Here is a 16,318-nt window from a genome sequence, read left to right on the forward strand (position 1 = left end):
TCGTTGCACATAGAGAAAATTCAAGGGAAGGCGAAAGCTGTGAGCGAGGAACGGCCGATCAATCCCCGTTTCGACGATGACGTGATGTTCCGGCAAGTGGCGCCTGGACCGCCGCGGTACGCGACCACCACCGACAAACCCGTGCGGTACTTCGAGGTGGCGGACAAGGAGAGCGGTGTCGTCCTCGGCTACGTCTGGGCCAGCGACGAGGACGACGCTGCTGCCTGGGAGGCACGGAAGGCGGCTGGTCCCCGTGCTTTGATGGAGAGTTCCATCTGGTTCCACCGACTGGAAAGCGCCAAAGGCCGGGGTATTTCTCCGTCTCAGGCACTTCAGGAACTGTTGACTGAGCACGCGGACGGGAAATTCGGTCGGGCCAGGCCTGACTCCCTCCGCGAAGCTCCCAACGCTGCGGTCGTCAAGGCCCTCGCCAAGGGGGAATAGCGTCGCGAGCCATGTCCGGCCCCCTCCGCTACATCACCGTCACCGCCCCGGACGGAGAGATCATCGGCTACGCCTGGGGCAGTGCCGACGACACCGGGTGGATCCACCGGGCGGCGAGCAGTACCGACGCCTTCCGGGCCGGAATCGACTGGTTCGGCAGGATCCGGGACGCCCACCGGCGCGGGCTGACCCCCGCCGGTGTTCTGGAGCTGTTCAGTCACGAGCCCGGCGTGGGGCCCGTCACCGAGGCTCCGGACATGGCGGCGCTCGAGGAACTGGCCCGCATCGTCACCCCGGCCGACGACCGGCGTCTGGTCGATCAGCTGGTCCCGGCGGGCCACCCCGCCTGGACACGGCTGGCCGAGGCGTACGACGCGCTCACGGACGCGGACCGCGAGGTCGCCTGGGACGGCGACGGCACCCTGGACGACGGTGACAGGGCCGACCGCACCGACCGGGAGGCAGCCCACCGCGCGGCGGCTGACGGAGGGGCGGCCGGTGGCGGGGCGGCCGGCGGCGAGCCGTCCGGCGACGGGACGGTGCGGACGCCGGTCCCGGGCCCGGCCCCGGTGTACAGCGAGCAGGTGCAGCGCGTGCTGCGCGCGCTGCAGGACCTCGGTGCGGTCACCGAGGAGTACCGCTGGATGGGGCATCCGCTGCCCGAGGTCCCGTCGTCCGGGCGTCTGTCGCCCGCCGACGCCGTGCGGGCGGCCACCGCCCTCGTGTGCGGGGAACGCTTCCACCCCGGGCTCGTCGGCGACGCCCTGCACAGCGGGCTCCTCGACGCCGTCGTGCTGTCCCTGCGGGCGTGGCACGCCGAGTCGGCCGCCGATGGCGTGTCATCCGCGCCCTGTGGGAGGGCGGAGGACGGCTCCGGTCGGCAGGCACCCGCCGTCCCCGTCCCCGTCCCCCGGGCCGCCGGCGGCGCTCCACGCCCTCCGCAGGCGCCGGTCCGGTGCCGGTACTGCGGTGGTTCACCCGCCGTCGACGTGTCCTTCCGCGCACACCGCGGGCTGCTCGTCCTGCTGGGGTTCCGGCGGATGGACGGGCCGATGTGCAGGATGTGCGGGCTCGGGGTCCATCGTGCGCTGACCACGCACACCCTGTGCTGGGGGTGGTGGAGTCCGCTGTCGCTGGTGCTGTTCGGGCCGTTGACGCTGGTGCGGAATCTGCTCGCCGTGCAGCGCGTCGCGCGGCTCGCGGAGCCGGGTCCCGGGCTGCTCGGCCGACGGTTCGATCCGGGGCTGCCGGTGCACCGCCGGCCACGGGCGTACGTCGCGCTGATACCGCTCGTGTGGGTGGTGGGTCTGATCGTGGTGGCGGTGTGCGCGGGCGGCTGACCCGCTCCGGGCGGCGGACACCGCGGGGCCTGCCCGCCCTCGGTCGCGACGGGGCCCGGAAAAATACGAGAAACTGAGACCGATGAGCGACGAGCAGACGAAGCACACGAGCCTCACCGAGCCGATGACGCACCTGCGGGCGCCGGGCACCCCGCCGCGTCACCGGCACCGGACGGACCCGCCTGTCCGCTGCGTCGGCCTCGGTTCCCGGGCCGGGGCCCCGGACTCCGCCGCGGTCGAGGCGCCGGCACGGAACGACTGACGGCCCGGCCCATGTCCGAACCCCTGCAGTACATCACCCTCACCGCGCCCGACGGCGAGATCATCGGCTACGCCTGGACCGACGGCACCCAGCTCGGTCTCGTCGACCGCGCGGCGAGCAGCAGCGCCGCCTACAAGGCGGGGATCGCCTGGTCGAACCGGATGCAGGACGCCCACCGGCGCGGCCTCACCCCGGCCGGTGTGCTCGCCCTGTTCAGCCATGAGCCCGGCGCGAGCCCCGTCACCGAGGCCGCGGACATGGCGGCGCTCGAGGAACTGGCCCGCATCGTCACCCCGGCCGACGACCAGCGGCTGCTGGACCAGTTGGCGCCCGCGGGACATCCCTCCTGGCGGGAGCTGGCCGAGGCGTACGACGCGCTCACGGACGAGGACCGCGACGTCACCTGGGGCGGCGGCGAGAAGTCGCCCAGCGGGGCCATCCAGATGCCGTACCCGGTCTACAGCGAGCCGCTGAGGCGGGTGGTCCGCGCGCTCAACGAGGTCGGTGCCGTCACGCCCGAGCACCGGTGGATGGACAACCCGATGCCCGAAGTGCCCGCGGACGGGCGGCTGATGACCGCCGCCGACGCCGTGCGTGCCGCCACCGCCGTCGTGCGGGGCGAACGCTTCAGCGAGGGCACGATCGCCCACGCGGTCAAGGACGGGCTCCTCGACGCCGTCGTCGCCTCCCTGCGTGCCTGGGCGGCGGCGCAGGGATCCACGGCCGGCCCCGCCCCGTCCGCCCCCGCAGCGCCCGCCCCCGCGCACCCCACGGCGCCCTCGGTGCCGTCGGCCCCCACGGCCGCCACGACCGGTCCCGCCCGCTCCGCCCCGGCGCCCGTGGCTGCGGCCCCGGCCGCCGTGTGCAGGCACTGCGGTGGTTTCCCCGCCGTGAACGTCGCCTTCCGGGCTCATCTCGGGCTGCTGTTCTTCCTGCGGTTCCGGCGGATGGACGGGCCGGTGTGCCGGACGTGCGGGCTCGCACTGCACCGGGGCTTCACCACGTACACGCTGTGCTGGGGCTGGTGGAGTCCGCTCTCGCTCGTCCTGTTCGGCTGGCTGACCCTGGTGCGGAATCTGCTCGCCGTGCGGCGGGTGGAACGGCTGCCGGAGCCGGGTCCGGCCGTCACCGGCGGGCGGTTCGACCCGGGGGTCCCGGTGCACCGGCGGCCCCTGGCGTACGTCGCGCTGATCCCGTTGTGCTGGGTGCTGACCCTGATCGTGGCAGCGGTGTCCGGCGGTGGCTGACGCGCGAAACGCCGGGCTTTGTCCACAGGCATCCGGGCCCGGGTGTACGGACACCCCGTCCATGCCCTATGTTGCGGAAGCGACGTAGGGGGATGCACATGCCGCAGGACAGCACGCCCGGCGAGGAGCGCGCGCAGGCGCCGGCCGGTGCCGCCGCGCAGATGACCCTGGCCGAGGTGGAGACGGCCGCACGGGCCGCGCACGAGGGCCGGTCGGACAAGGCCGGGCGGCCGTACGCCGAACACCTGCAGGCCGTCGCCGAAGGCGTACGGGCACGAGGCGGGGACGACGACCTGGTCGCCGCCGCCTGGCTGCACGACGCCGTGGAGGACGGCGTGCTGAGCGAGCAGTGGCTCGACGCGGCCCGGCTGCCGCAGCGCACCAAGGACGTCGTACGGGCCGTCACCAAACGGCCGGGCGAGGAGACGGAGGCGTACGCGCGCCGGATCCTGGCCACGCCCGGCGCCCGCCTGGTGAAGGCGGCCGACCTCGCGCACAACGCCGACCCGCGCCGGCTGGCCGTGCTGGACGAGGCCACCGCGAGGCGGCTGACGCGCAAGTACGCCACCATGCGCGACCTGCTCGGGCTCGGCCCGGACGACTGACCGCACCGCCCGGCGCACAGGCCGGGCACGCACGACCCCGCCCACGGGCACGGCCGCACGCACCGGCCCGGCCCACGGCGCGACAGCACGCGGACCGCACGTACGCCACGGACGCATCACAAGCACGCATCACGACAGCACGCATCTACAGCACAGGACGACGGAAATGGCACGGGACTACGACAGCCAGCTGCTCGAGTCGGTGGCGGTGCGCCGGCGCCGGATGCGCGACGCGTTGCTGTTCGGCGCGCAGCGCGGACGTCGCACCCTGGACGAGCGGCTCGGCAAGGTGTTCGCGGGGATCGCCATCACGGCCGTGCTGTGCGCCGGGTGCGTGGGCTGGTCGTTCCTGCAGGCGACGCTGGCCAAGCAGAAGGCCGAGCAGAAGAAGCAGCAGCAACAGCAGGAGCAGCTGTTCAACCCGTCCCCGACGGCCAGCCCGACGGACGGTCCGTCGGCGACTTCCGAGACACGGTGAAGACGGTGTGGCAAGACGGACATGATCATGTCACGCAGGCTCTTGGCCGAATCCACGCGATGATAGGTTCCGGTGAGTGGTGAGCACAGCAACGACGTCCCGGACCCAGCTGAGCCGGGTCACTCTGGTCGGTGAGCGACGACGCGCCGACATCGTCCTGCCGTCGGACACCCCGATCGGCCAACTGCTCCCCGACATCCTCCGGTTGCTCGACGACCGCGCGGCGACCCGGCCGGCCACCCGGCAGCTGATCACCTCCGACGGCTCGGTCCTGCCGCACGACGCGACGCTGGCCTCGGCGGAGATCCCCGACGGAGCCGTCCTGCAGCTGGTGCGTGCCCATGCCGCACCGCCCGCGCCGGTCGTGCACGACGTCACCGACCAGGTCGCCGACGACCTCGACCTGCGCGCCTGGCGCTGGCGCCCGGCCGCCCGCCGGGCCAGCGCCGGAGTGGCCACCGTGGCGCTCGCGGTGACCGCCGGGGTGCTGGCGCGGCGGGAGTTCGCGCTGGAGAGCGTCACCACCGCCCTCGCGGCCCTCACCGTGGTCTGCCTGCTCGCCGGGGCCCTCGTGGCGAAGATCGGCAAGGGCAACGTCGGCCTGGCCACGGCCCTGCTGCTCGCCACGGGCGGACTCGGCCTGCTCGCGGCGTGGACCGCTGCCGACGCCTACCACTGGTCCGCGACGGCCCGGCTGGCCGGTGTCGTCGGCGCCCTGGTCGTCACCCTGGTGCTGCTGGCGTACTTCTCGCCGCTGGGCCGGGGCGGGCTGATCGGCGCCGGGGCGGCCGCCGTGATCACCGTCGTGTGGGAGGCCGTCGCCGCCGTGCAGGACCGGCCCGACCGGCTCGGCGCCGTGATGGCCGTGGTCTCCATCGTCCTGCTCGGACTGCTGCCCCGGATCGCCCTGATGGCCTCCGGGCTCACCGGGCTCGACGACCGGCGCTCCTCGGGCGCGTCGGTGAGCCGGCACGCGGTCGCCAACGCGCTCGCCGCCACCCACCGCGGACTGGCGCTCGCCACGATCGTCACCGCCGCCTCGGCCGCCGCCGGCGGCTGGCTGCTGACCGCCGCCGAGAAGCCGACCGTGTGGACGGTGACGCTGGCCTCGCTGACCGCCGTCGTGCTGCTCTCGCGGGCGCGGGCCTTCCCGCTGGTCGCCGAGGTCGTGGCGGCGTTCGCGGCGGCCGCCGTGCTCGTCGTGCGGCTGGCGGTGCTGTGGCTGGACCACGCCGGGGGAGCGGGCGCGCTGGTGCTGCTCGGCGCGGCCGCGCTGCTGCCGCTGCTCGTCCTCGCGGTCGAGCCGCCGGAGCACATCCGGGTGCGGCTGCGCCGGTTCGCCGACCTGATCGAGTCCCTCGGGGTGATCGGGCTGTTCCCGCTCGCCGTCGGGGTGTTCGGCATCTACGGGCAGCTGCTCAACAAGTTCTGAGGCTTCATGGACGACGCGCCGGCGCTCCGGGCGGGATGACGAGGCAGGGGAAGAAGGCGACATGCCGAACGGGGAGAACTGGCAGAGCGACGTGCTGCGCGACCTGAGGAGCGGCGGCGGCACGTCCGGGAGGGGACCGCAGGAGGCCGGACGGGCACCGCATCAGGCGCCGCAGGCCGCCGGTCAGGCCGGTCAGGACGGGCACCCGGACGCGACACCGCGGCCGGGCACGCCCGCGGCCGGCGTGCCGGCGCAGCAGCAGGCCCAGGGGCAGCCGCAGCACGGCGCAGCCGCCCCGGCCTACGGCTACCCGCACCAGCCGCAGCCGCACCAGCAGCACTTTCCGCAGGCCGGTGCCCACCAGCCGTACCCGGCCCAGTACCAGGCCCAGCAGGCCGCGCAGCAGCAGGCCCACCAGGCTCAGCAGGCTTACCAAGCCCCGCAGCCCCACCAGCCGTACACCGCCCCGGCGCAGGAGGCACACCAGGCGCAGGCGCAGCCCGCGTACGCCCCCGCGCCCGGCGCCGCCCCGCAGCCGCAGCCGGCCGCGGTGCCGCACCAGCAGCCGGCCGGCCACGCCGCCCGCTCCCCCCGTGCCACCCCCGACTCCCGTCCCGTGGTGGACAAGCAGCTCGCGGCCGCCGGGGTGAAGCCGCGGCACGGCGAGCCGTTCGCCCGGCGGGCGCTGCGGGCCGTGCGCCGCACCGTGTCGTCCTCGGCCGCGCGGGAGGTCGCCGACACCACCGCCACCGCCGAGGTGCTGCAGCAGCCGGTCACCACCGGCCGGCAGATCGCCGTGACCTCCATCCGCGGCGGCTCCGGCAAGACCACGGTCACCGCCCTGCTCGGCACCACCTACGCGCACTACCGTCAGGACCCGGTGCTCGTCGTCGAGGCCGACCCGGCGCTCGGCTCGCTGCCGCTCCGGCTCGGCGCGGAGACCCTGCGCTGGACCACCGGCGACCTCGCCGGCATCGTCGAGCCGCAGATGTCGCTGCTGGACGTGACCGGGTACCTCGTGCAGCTGCCCGACAACGCCTGGCTGCTGCCGGGCAGTCAGGGCCAGGTCGGCGCGATGCTCGACACCAAGGGCTACGAGCGGGTCATGGTCGCCCTGCGGCGCTACTTCGGCGTGACCGTGGTGGACTGCGAGACCCTGCCCGCCGAGGTGGCCCGCACCGCGCTGTCCGCCGCCCAGGCCCGGGTGCTGACCGTGCCCGCGACCCTGGAGGGCATCGCCAGCACGCACGCCGTGCTGGAGTGGATGCGGGCGCTGCCGCGGGACATCACCACCTCCACCGTCGTCGTGCTCACCGAGACCGTGCCGCACACCGGACTCGACCTGGACAAGGCGGCCGAACAGCTGAAGGCGACCGGTGCGAGCGTGCGGGTCCTGCCCTACGACCGGCATCTGGCGGCCGGCGGCACCATCCGCACCGACCTGCTCGCCCAGGCCACCCGGCAGGCGGTCACCCGGCTCGCCGCCGAGGTCTTCCAGCTCTCCCACAAGCGCCGCTGACCCCCTCGACGCAGGGGAACACGAGGACGAGGCACGCACGATGAGCACCCGACTGATCCACCGCCCGGCCCGGACCACCCGGCCCCCGGCCGCGCCCGAGCCGCGCACCATCGAGGCGCCGCCCAACCTGCCCGAGGGCAAGGCCGGTTCCATCGCGACCTCGCTGCTGCCGGTCGCCGGTGTGATGTCGTCGGTCGTCATGATGACCGTGGTGCGCAACAGCCAGTTCGCCGGGTTGGGCGCGATCATCCTCGTGGTCACCCTGGCCGGCTCGCTCACCCTGGTGTTCTCCCAGCGCGGCAAGGCCCAGCGCACCCGCCGCACCCAGCGCGAGGCCTACCTGTCCTACCTGGAGGACCTGCGCGAGGAGCTGTCGAAGGAGGAGCGGGAGCGGCGCGAACAGGCGCAGGTGCTCAACCCGCCGCCGGACGCGCTGTACGACATCGTCCGCGACCCGGCCCGGTTGTGGGAGCGGCGCCGGCTGGACGACGACTTCCTGCGGGTGCGGGTCGGCACCGGCGAGATGCCGGTGCGGGACCTGAAGCTCGCCCAGCAGGGCTCCTCCGTGCTCACCCCGCCCGACCAGTTCATGCTGAACGAGGCGTCCGCGCTGATGGCCCGGTTCTCCACCGGCACCGAACTGCCGCTGACCGTGCCCCTGGACCGGGTCGGCAACGTCAGCGTCATCGGCCGCCGGGAGGACACCCTGCGGGTCGCCCGCGCCCTGATGGTGCAGACCGCCGCCACCCACGCCCCCGACGACGTGGCGATCGCGCTCGCCGCGCCCGGCGACCGGATCGCCGACTGGGAGTGGGCCAAGTGGCTGCCGCACCTGCTGGACTCCGAGCAGTTCGACGGGCCGGTCGCCGCCCGCCGCATCGCCCCGTCCCTGCCGCAGCTGGCCCGGCAGATCGGCCCCGAGCTGCGCCGCCGCGCCTCCTACGCCGCCGAGGTGCGCCGCGGCCTGTCCGGCAAGGACGCCCTCGCCATGACCTCCCGGCTGCTCGTCGTCGCCGACGGGCACGGCGACGACGCCGTGGAACTGCCGCGCCCCGACGAGGCCGTGGGCCTGCGCGAGATGGGCGTGACCGTGCTGCACCTGCTGGACGAGCGCATCCAGGAACCCGGCAGCGTCACCGTGCGCATCACCGTCGACGGCGACCGTGTCGTCATCGAGGACCTGCGCCAGAGCGAACCGGTCAGCGCCCACGGCGTCGTCGACGAGATCGGCACGCCCTTCGCCGAGGGTCTGGCCCGCATGCTCGCCCCGCTCAGGCTGTCCGCCGAGGCGGAGGCCGACGCACCGCTGAGCGGCCCGGTCGACTTCGCCGAACTGCTCGGCATCGACGACGTCGCCCAGCTCGACCTGGACCGCCTGTGGGCGCCGCGCGGCGAGCGGGCCTTCCTGCGCGTGCCCATCGGCGTCAGCGACTCCCACGAGCCGGTCCTGCTGGACCTGAAGGAGTCCTCCGAACTCGGCATGGGCCCGCACGGCCTGTGCGTCGGCGCCACCGGTTCCGGCAAGTCGGAGCTGCTGCGCACCCTCGTGCTCGCCCTGGTCGCCACCCATCCGCCGGAGGACCTCGCCCTGGTCCTCGTCGACTACAAGGGCGGCGCCACCTTCGCGCCGTTCGCGGGCCTGCCGCACGTCGCCGGTGTCATCACCAACCTGGAGAACCAGGCCGGCCTCGTCGAACGCGTCCACGCCTCCCTCGCCGGCGAGGTCAAGCGCCGCCAGCAGGTCCTCAAGGACGCCGGGAACGTCGCCGACATCGGCCACTACGCCGCGCTGCGCGCCGAGAAGCGGCCCGACCTCGAACCGCTGCCGCACCTGTTCGTCGTGATCGACGAGTTCGGCGAACTGCTCACCGCCAAGCCGGACTTCATCGACCTGTTCCTGTCCATCGGCCGCATCGGCCGCTCCATCGGCGTGCACCTGCTGCTGTCCAGCCAGCGCATCGAGGGCGGCAAGCTCAAGGGCCTGGACACCTACCTGTCCTACCGGCTGGGTCTGCGCACCTTCTCCGCCGACGAGTCCCGCACCGTGCTGGACACCACCGACGCCTTCCACCTGCCGCCGCTGCCCGGCTTCGGCTACCTCAAGGTGGACACCAGCCACTACGAGCGGTTCAAGGCCGGCTACGTCTCCGGCGCCTACCGCGGCCCCGTGCAGCGCGACACCGAGGACACCGGCCCGCTCGCCCTGGAGTACGAGGCGTACAACACCCTCGGCCAGGACGAGGACACCGGCCCGGAGGAGCCGCAGGTGCGGCGCCGGGAGACCGGCCCGACCGAGATGGGCGTGATGGTGCGGCAGATCGAGGAGGCCGGCGCCCGCCCGGTGCGCCGCATCTGGCTGCCCCCGCTGCCCGACGCGATCCCCCTGGACAAGGTCGCCGGCCCCGTCGAGGTCGGCACCCGCGGCACCCAGCTCGCCGGACGCCGCGGCCCGCTCCAGGTGCCGCTCGGCATCATCGACGACCCGACCAAGCAGTGGCAGGGCCAGTGGTACCTGGACCTGACCCTCGCCGGCGGCCACGCCGCCGTCATCGGCGGCCCGCAGTCCGGCAAGACCACCCTGCTGCGCACCCTCGCCCTGTCCCTGGCGCTCACCCACACCCCGCAGGAGGTCGGCATCTACGGCCTGGACCTGGTCGGCGGCGGCCTGCAGGCCCTGTCCGGGCTGCCGCACGTCGGCGGGGTCGCGGGCCGCGCCGACCGGGAACGGGCCGCGCGCACCATCGACTCCGTGCGCGCCATGCTCGACCAGCGCGAGGAACTCTTCCGCATCCACAACATCGACTCCCTCGAACAGCTGCGCACCCTGCGCGCCGCCGGACGGCTGCCCGAGCTGGCGTCCACGGAGATCGTGCTGCTCATCGACGGCTTCGGCGCGCTCCGCGACGACTTCGAGGAACTGGACGACGCGGTCGGCGACATCCTCAAGCGCGGCAGCGGCTACGGCATCCACGTCGTGGCGGGCATGCTGCGCTGGAACGACGTGCGCATCGCCACCCAGTCCCAGTTCGGCACCCGCGTCGAGCTGCGGCTGAACGACCCCAGCGAGTCCAGCATCGACCGCAAGCTCGCCGAGACCCTCTCCCCGGAGGAGAAGGGCCGCGTCCTCACCGACCGCAAGCTGTTCGCCCAGGTCGCGCTGCCCCGCACCGACGGCCTCGCGGACACCGCCGACCTCGGCACCGTCCTGGAACGCACCGCCCGCACCATCCGCGCCACCTGGACCGGCGAGGTCGCCCAGCCGGTGCGGGTGCTGCCGCACGTGGTGGAGCCGCAGGCGCTGCCCGGCCCGTCCGCCGAACCGCGCCGCGTCCCCATCGGCCTGGACCAGTCGCGGCTCGCGCCCGTCCTGCTCGACCTGTTCCAGCACGACCAGCACCTGCTGATCATGGGCGACAGCGAGTGCGGCAAGACCAACCTGCTCAAGGCGATCGCCCAGGGGCTGATCGAGCGCTACAGCGACGAGGAACTGGTCTTCGGCGTCTTCGACCCGCGGCGCGGCCTGCGCGGCGCCATCCCCGAGGAGTACCGCGGCGGGTACGCCTACAACGCCAAGCTGGCCGGCGCGCTGGCCGCGGGCATCGCCGGAGAACTCGACAAGCGCCTGCCCGACGAGACCGCCGACCCCGCCTCGCTGGAACCCGGCAGCTGGGGCTCGGGCCCGCGCATCGTCATCCTCGTCGACGACTACGACGTGCTGACCACCGCCGGGCAGCAGCCGCTCGCCCCGTTCGTGCCGTACATCCCGTCCGCCGTCGACATCGGCCTGCACTTCGTCCTCACCCGCCGGGTCTCGGGCGCCTCCCGCGGGCTGTACGAGCCGCTGACGCAGGGCCTGCGCGAATCCGGTGCCTCCGCGCTGGTGATGTCCGGCGACCGCGGTGAGGGACAGCTCCTCCCCGGTGTGTACGCCGGGCCGCAGCCGCCCGGACGCGGCGTGCTGGTGCGCAGGGGCGAGCCGCACCGGCTGATCCAGACCGTCTACGCCGGGAACTAGGGGGGAACCGCCATGACCAAGGACGTCGTCACCCTGACCAAGAAGATGCCCGACCCGCTCAGCGTGATCGCGGGCCTGCTGTCCGGCGGCCCCGACAAGCTGGTCGGCGCCGAGGGCGAGGGCGCGGTCGTGCAGCTGTGCGACGAGCAGGGCCGGCCCCTCGTCTCCGTGGAGGCACCCGTGCTGGTGCAGGTCAGGGGAGAGGCGCAGCGGCTGCTCGGCGCCGTGGAGCCGGAGGTGCCGTACTGGTGGACCGAGGCCCGGGCCACCACCGGCGTCGAGGAGGGCGAACGGCTCGCCGGAACCTTCGCCGCCCGCCTGGCCACCGTCGTCGGCGGCACCGCCTGGCCGCCGCAGGCCGCGCGCTCCCTCGCCGTCGTCGAGACCGACGGGATCAGCGTCGCGCCGCAGCCGGCCGCCGCACAGCCCGCCGTGGACGTGCTCACCGACAAGGTCGCCGTCGTCATCCAGGACCGCCCGGTGGTCGCGATGACCGCCTGGCTCGCCGACGCCTTCAAGGCGGCCGCGAACGCCCAGCTCGGCCTGCAGATCGTCACCCCGGCCGGCACCCGGCTGTCCCCGGCGGTGCGCGCCGCCCTGCCCGGCTGGCCCTCCCGCTGGGTCGTCCAGGACGCCGAGGTCGGCTACTACGACGGCCTGTCCGGCGCCGTGCTGGAGTGGAACAACGGCCTGTTCGTGACCGCCACCTCGCCCGAGGCGACCCCGGACGACCCGCGCACTCCGGTCGCCGAGTCCTTCACCCGCGACGTGGCGGACACCGGCGAACGGCAGCTGGCCATCTCCTACCGTGCCATCCACCCCGCCGACGACCGGCTCGTCCTCGGCGGCGCCCTGGAGGCCGTGTGGCGGGAGATCACCGGCGAACCGCCCGCCGGCTGGGGCACCGAGGAACCCGCCAACCTGCCCTGGTCGCTGCGGCAGCTCACCGACGTCGCCCACGAGCGGTCACCGGAGCCGACCTGGCTGGTCGTGGTCGGCACACCGGAACGCCCCGGCCTGGCCACGGTCCGCATCACCCGCACCACCGGCGGCATCGAGGAGGACGTCACCCTGGCCTTCGGCTACGGTCCGGGCGAACAGGTGCCCACCGACGCGGTGCCCCGCGCGGCGGAGATCCTCGCCACCCGGCACGACCTGCAGTCCATGCTGGTGCAGATCCGCCGGGCACGCCGCGATCTGTCGGTGCCGCCCCGCTTCGAGGGACCCGGCGTGCCGTTCGCCTTCGTGCTCGGCGCCGAGGAGGTCCGCGAGATGCCCGGCGACCGCGCCCGGCGCACCCCGCTCGCCCAGGCACCGCGCGAACTCGGCCCGAGGACCCGCCCGGCGCTGTACTACCCCTTCCCGGGCGACGCCTCCGACCTGTCCGGCTGGCAGGACTTCGAGAAGCTGATGCGTCACCTCAAGGGCGAGCAGGCGGCCTGAGCGGCCGCCCCGGCCGTGGGTGCCGGGAGTGTGCGGGGAGCGTGCCGGGGGTGTCCCGTCACCGTCGCGGACGCTCCCCGCCGCGCTCGCACGCGTCACGCTCGCACGCGTCACGCTCGCACGCGCCGCGCTCGCACGCGCCGCGCTCGCTCGTCCGGCGCAGGTCAGCGGCCCGTCGCCGCCCCGGCCTTCTCAGACGTCTCCGCCCCGGCCGTCTCCGCCGTGCCCGCCTGCCCGGACACGGCCGCCCGGCCGTCGGTGCCCCCGGATTCTCCGGCCGTCCGCGGTGCGACCGGCCGGAAGGCCCAGTCCATCCGCGGTTCCATCACCCACCGGAAGACACGCAGCACAGCCGGGGTGCACAGCAGCGTCACGCCCGCCGCCGCGACGACGGTGACGACGAGCGCGCCCAGCGGGCCGTGCATCCAGTCCGGCTCGAACCCGCCCGCGTACAGTACGCCCCTCACCACGAAGCCGTGCAGCAGATAGCCGCCCAGCGTGCCCGCGCCCAGCGCCGTGCACCACAGCCGCCGGCCCGGCACCCAGGCCAGGAAACAGGCCGTCAGCAGCACCGCGCAGGCGAACAGCACCAGCACCGTCACCGGACCCGCCCACCAGGGGGCGCCCAGGTCCTGCGCGGCGGCGTTCCGGTACAGCCAGCTGATCTGCAGGCCGGGCGTGGCCCACCAGGCGGCTGCCACCGTGAGCACGAACACCGGCACCGAGGCGATCCGCGCCGCGCGCCGCCGCACCAGGTGGAAGTGCTCCGGTTTCAGGCACATGCCCAGCACGAAGCACGGCGCGAACTGAAGAATCCGCTGCATGTCCAGCAGTCCGCCCATCCCCGGGGTGACCGAGGCCAGCATCGCCACCGCGAGCGCCACCGGCAGCGGACGGCGCAGCATCCGCCATACGGGCGCGGTCAGCCGCCAGACGAACAGGGCGCACAGGAACCAGGTCAGATACCAGGGGACGAAAAGATTGATGTGCGGGTCGCCGGTGTGACCGACATGGATACGGAACAGGGAATACGCGGTCTGGAACACGAGGTACGGCACGAGAACGCCGGTGAGCAGCCGCTTCAGCCGATGCGGGCGCAGGTCGAAAGTGCGGGAAAAATAACCGGAGATGATGATGAACGCCGGCATGTGGAACACGTAGACGACGGTGTACGCCGTCTGCAGGAGCCGGTTGTCGCTCATGATGTTCGCCCAAGCATGCCCCAGCCCGACCAGGACGATCGCCAGATACTTGGCGTTGTCGAAGAACGGGTCGCGCTGCTCGTCGGACGGCCCGCGGCGTGTGTCCGGCCGCTGCGGACGCGGGGCCTCCGGGGCCGGCGGACGGAGCGCCGGGAGCGGTGTTCTCTTCGATCCGGGGGATGAGGCGGCGTGGAACATCTGAGGCACCCTAGCGTTGTCTGCGGCATTGCGCGGATACGTGCGGCGGCACATCGGGCCACGGGCCGCCGTTACCCGGGAACCGCGTGACCGAAAAGGTGAGCGTCACCACATCACCATCGCCGTGCGGTCACAACCGGCAGCCTCATATCCCCTTTTCCGCGAATGAGTTGAGAGCCGGACAGTCGCCGGCGCCGCGCATTCGAGTCACCCGCGAACACGATGTGTGGGATTTGAAACGATCGCCCGGTCGCCGCGTGTGACCCAGCCTGCGAAAAGGCGGCCGCGGCATACCTGGAGTCCCGCCCCGGAAGCGGCCGGTGCGTGCCCCGCCGTGCGGGACCTGTGTGCATGCCGACGCCCTGTCGACCGATGATGCGTCAGTCACCGCATACTGCGGCCGTGTTGGTGGCACGATGGTTCCAGCGGGGGTGCGGGGACGGCCCCCGGGCCGGGAGAGCGGACCGACCGAGGGTGTGATCAGTTGTGGCCATTTCGCTGTCAGTGGTGCTGCTGTTGGCGGTCATCCTGGTGGTGCTGTTCCGAGGCGGCTCCCTCAAGCCGGGCCCGGCCATCGTCGCCATCCTGTTCGGCTTCTTCCTCGCCTCCTCGGGCATGGCTCCGTCGATCAACCGCTTTCTGAACTCGATAGCGGAATCGATCAACTCGATCAGGTTCTGACACGCCGGTTGTCCGAGGTCAGTTCGCGCGCCGGGGTGCGTCCTCCTCGGGGACGCACAGCATCCGGTGGTGGGGGTAGACCGGCTCGTCGGGCAGCAGCCGGGCGCCTCGCAGCCGGACCGCCACGCAACCGGCGGGCGTCTCGACCAGGCGCCAGCGGTGATGCTCCGGGACGTCCTTCGCGGGCAGCGGCCGGGTGGCCAGGGCCACCCAGCGGTCGTACTCGGTCGGCCAGACGCGGATCGCCGCGCCGCACTGCTCGCACACGGGTGCCTCGATCCACTCCGTGTCGTCCGGGTCCGGCTCGGGCAAGGGCGTCGCCGTGGTGCCCTCCTCCTCGGCGAGGCGGTTGGCCCGGACGTTCCAGCAGCCGTCGCAGAGCACGCCCCAGAGGTCGATCCGCCCGCGCTCGCGAACGGAGGCATCACGCTTTCCGCACGTCCAGCACGAAGCCCACATGTCACCCCCACACGCCCCCTTGGGTCCGAGTGTGAGCAGACACGCACAACGCCGACAGGGCGCGAATCGGACACTTCGGTCCGGAGATGTCATGGCCATGGCTCGGCCTGCGGTCGAGGGACAAGGCTCCGCCCGGATCGCTCGCTCCGCCCGGATCGCTCGAAAAGACGACCGAACGAACCGGCCGGGAGGCGACCGGCCGGAACGGCCCGGGAGCGGAGCCCCGCAGCCGGACGCCGGCGTCCCGGTGTGTCAGCGGCTGATGTCTCCCGCGCCCCGAGACGCGCTCCCCGCTCCGGAGCGGCGCTCGGCGTCGGACCCGGGCACCGTATGAACGGGCGCCGCCTCGTCGCCCCGTGCCGTCGTGCAGGCGTCTGCCGTCCCGATCCGTTGTGCGGTCCCGGTCCGGCCGGGACGTCCACCCGGCACGGCGCCCACACCCCTCCCGCCCCCCGGGAACGACTCAGGCCCAGGCGGCCGGAAAACGGTCTCACCTGGGCCTGAGCCACGTCAGAGCGGGCGACGGGAATCGAACCCGCGTAGCCAGTTTGGAAGACTGGGGCTCTACCATTGAGCTACGCCCGCACAGAACGCGCGCCGCGGACCGTACGGCCGCGGCACACACGCATCCTAGCGGGTCGTGTCCCCTCGCTGCACACCCCGTGCCCGTCGTCCCGGCTCTCGTGTGCGCCCTTCGGTGGACGTCCGGGCGTGCAGGGGCGTCCCGGCGTCGGGCAGGGCCGACGGTGAGCCCCGTGGAACCGGCGGACAGGCGCCCTTCCGGGGGTGTCGTGCGCCCCGAGGGGGCGCGGTGACCACGCGTGCGCCCCCGGGTGCGGGTGCGCGCGGGCGGCCGCGCGGGCCGTGGGCATGTACCCTACGTGTCGCACCAGACGGGGTGTGGCGCAGCTTGGTAGCGCGTCCGCTTTGGGAGCGGAAGGCCGTGGGTTCAAATCCCGCCACCCCGACCATCCGCCGGCGACCTGGCCGGCG

The 16,318-nt window shown here is 73.6% G+C and carries 12 protein-coding genes and 2 tRNA genes; 11 read left to right on the forward strand and 3 right to left on the reverse strand.

Going from position 1 to position 16,318, the window contains the following annotated elements; translation table 11 throughout:
* Positions 1-39 precede the first annotated feature (39 nt).
* The 9 genes from OG899_RS18015 to OG899_RS18055 all read left to right on the forward strand — a co-directional run bounded on the left by OG899_RS18015 (position 40) and on the right by OG899_RS18055 (position 12,785).
* Positions 40-444 (forward strand): hypothetical protein, encoded by a 405-nt coding sequence (locus tag OG899_RS18015; RefSeq protein WP_168132297.1) that lies wholly within the window; start codon positions 40-42, stop codon positions 442-444.
* Between the two features lie 11 nt (positions 445-455).
* Positions 456-1,784: a DUF6508 domain-containing protein gene (locus tag OG899_RS18020; protein WP_406311089.1), complete on the forward strand. Its 1,329-nt coding sequence runs from the start codon at positions 456-458 to the stop codon at positions 1,782-1,784.
* 273 nt (positions 1,785-2,057) lie between these two features.
* The gene (locus tag OG899_RS18025) at positions 2,058-3,293 is read left to right on the forward strand and encodes a DUF6508 domain-containing protein (RefSeq protein ID WP_168132299.1); all 1,236 of its coding nucleotides are present in this window, start codon (positions 2,058-2,060) and stop codon (positions 3,291-3,293) included.
* A 161-nt stretch (positions 3,294-3,454) separates the two neighbouring features.
* Positions 3,455-3,898 (forward strand): HD domain-containing protein, encoded by a 444-nt coding sequence (locus tag OG899_RS18030; RefSeq protein WP_229813675.1) that lies wholly within the window; start codon positions 3,455-3,457, stop codon positions 3,896-3,898.
* A 166-nt stretch (positions 3,899-4,064) separates the two neighbouring features.
* Positions 4,065-4,376 (forward strand): hypothetical protein, encoded by a 312-nt coding sequence (locus OG899_RS18035; RefSeq protein ID WP_125500427.1) that lies wholly within the window; start codon positions 4,065-4,067, stop codon positions 4,374-4,376.
* Positions 4,377-4,452: 76 nt separating this feature from the next.
* Entirely contained in the window at positions 4,453-5,808 is a 1,356-nt protein-coding gene (gene eccD / locus OG899_RS18040; RefSeq protein WP_125500426.1) for a type VII secretion integral membrane protein EccD, read from the forward strand.
* Between the two features lie 61 nt (positions 5,809-5,869).
* On the forward strand, positions 5,870-7,327 hold the full coding sequence (locus OG899_RS18045; protein WP_185867976.1) for a MinD/ParA family protein: 1,458 nt from the start codon (positions 5,870-5,872) through the stop codon (positions 7,325-7,327).
* A 40-nt stretch (positions 7,328-7,367) separates the two neighbouring features.
* A complete protein-coding gene (gene eccCa / locus OG899_RS18050) occupies positions 7,368-11,342 on the forward strand; it encodes a type VII secretion protein EccCa (RefSeq protein WP_189427489.1) in 3,975 nt (1,324 codons plus the stop codon).
* Between the two features lie 12 nt (positions 11,343-11,354).
* A complete protein-coding gene (locus tag OG899_RS18055; RefSeq protein WP_125500424.1) occupies positions 11,355-12,785 on the forward strand; it encodes a DUF6177 family protein in 1,431 nt (476 codons plus the stop codon).
* A gap of 164 nt (positions 12,786-12,949) precedes the next feature.
* On the opposite strand, the gene OG899_RS18060 is transcribed toward OG899_RS18055, so the two are convergent.
* Positions 12,950-14,185, reverse strand: coding sequence for an acyltransferase family protein (locus OG899_RS18060; RefSeq protein WP_168132301.1), 1,236 nt, complete (start codon positions 14,183-14,185; stop codon positions 12,950-12,952).
* 486 nt (positions 14,186-14,671) lie between these two features.
* Between OG899_RS18060 and OG899_RS18065 the strand changes: the two genes are divergently transcribed.
* Positions 14,672-14,866 (forward strand): hypothetical protein, encoded by a 195-nt coding sequence (locus tag OG899_RS18065; protein ID WP_125500422.1) that lies wholly within the window; start codon positions 14,672-14,674, stop codon positions 14,864-14,866.
* Positions 14,867-14,884: 18 nt separating this feature from the next.
* On the opposite strand, the gene OG899_RS18070 is transcribed toward OG899_RS18065, so the two are convergent.
* Positions 14,885-15,250: a DUF6083 domain-containing protein gene (locus tag OG899_RS18070; RefSeq protein WP_229813638.1), complete on the reverse strand. Its 366-nt coding sequence runs from the start codon at positions 15,248-15,250 to the stop codon at positions 14,885-14,887.
* Positions 15,251-15,839: 589 nt separating this feature from the next.
* Positions 15,840-15,910, reverse strand: a tRNA-Gly gene (locus tag OG899_RS18075).
* A gap of 309 nt (positions 15,911-16,219) precedes the next feature.
* On the opposite strand from OG899_RS18075, the gene OG899_RS18080 reads away from it, so the two are divergent.
* A tRNA-Pro gene (locus tag OG899_RS18080) sits at positions 16,220-16,296 on the forward strand.
* Positions 16,297-16,318 lie beyond the last annotated feature (22 nt).

The sequence above is a fragment of the Streptomyces thermoviolaceus genome (assembly GCF_045209695.1).
GTDB classification, from domain to species: Bacteria; Actinomycetota; Actinomycetes; order Streptomycetales; family Streptomycetaceae; genus Streptomyces; species Streptomyces thermoviolaceus.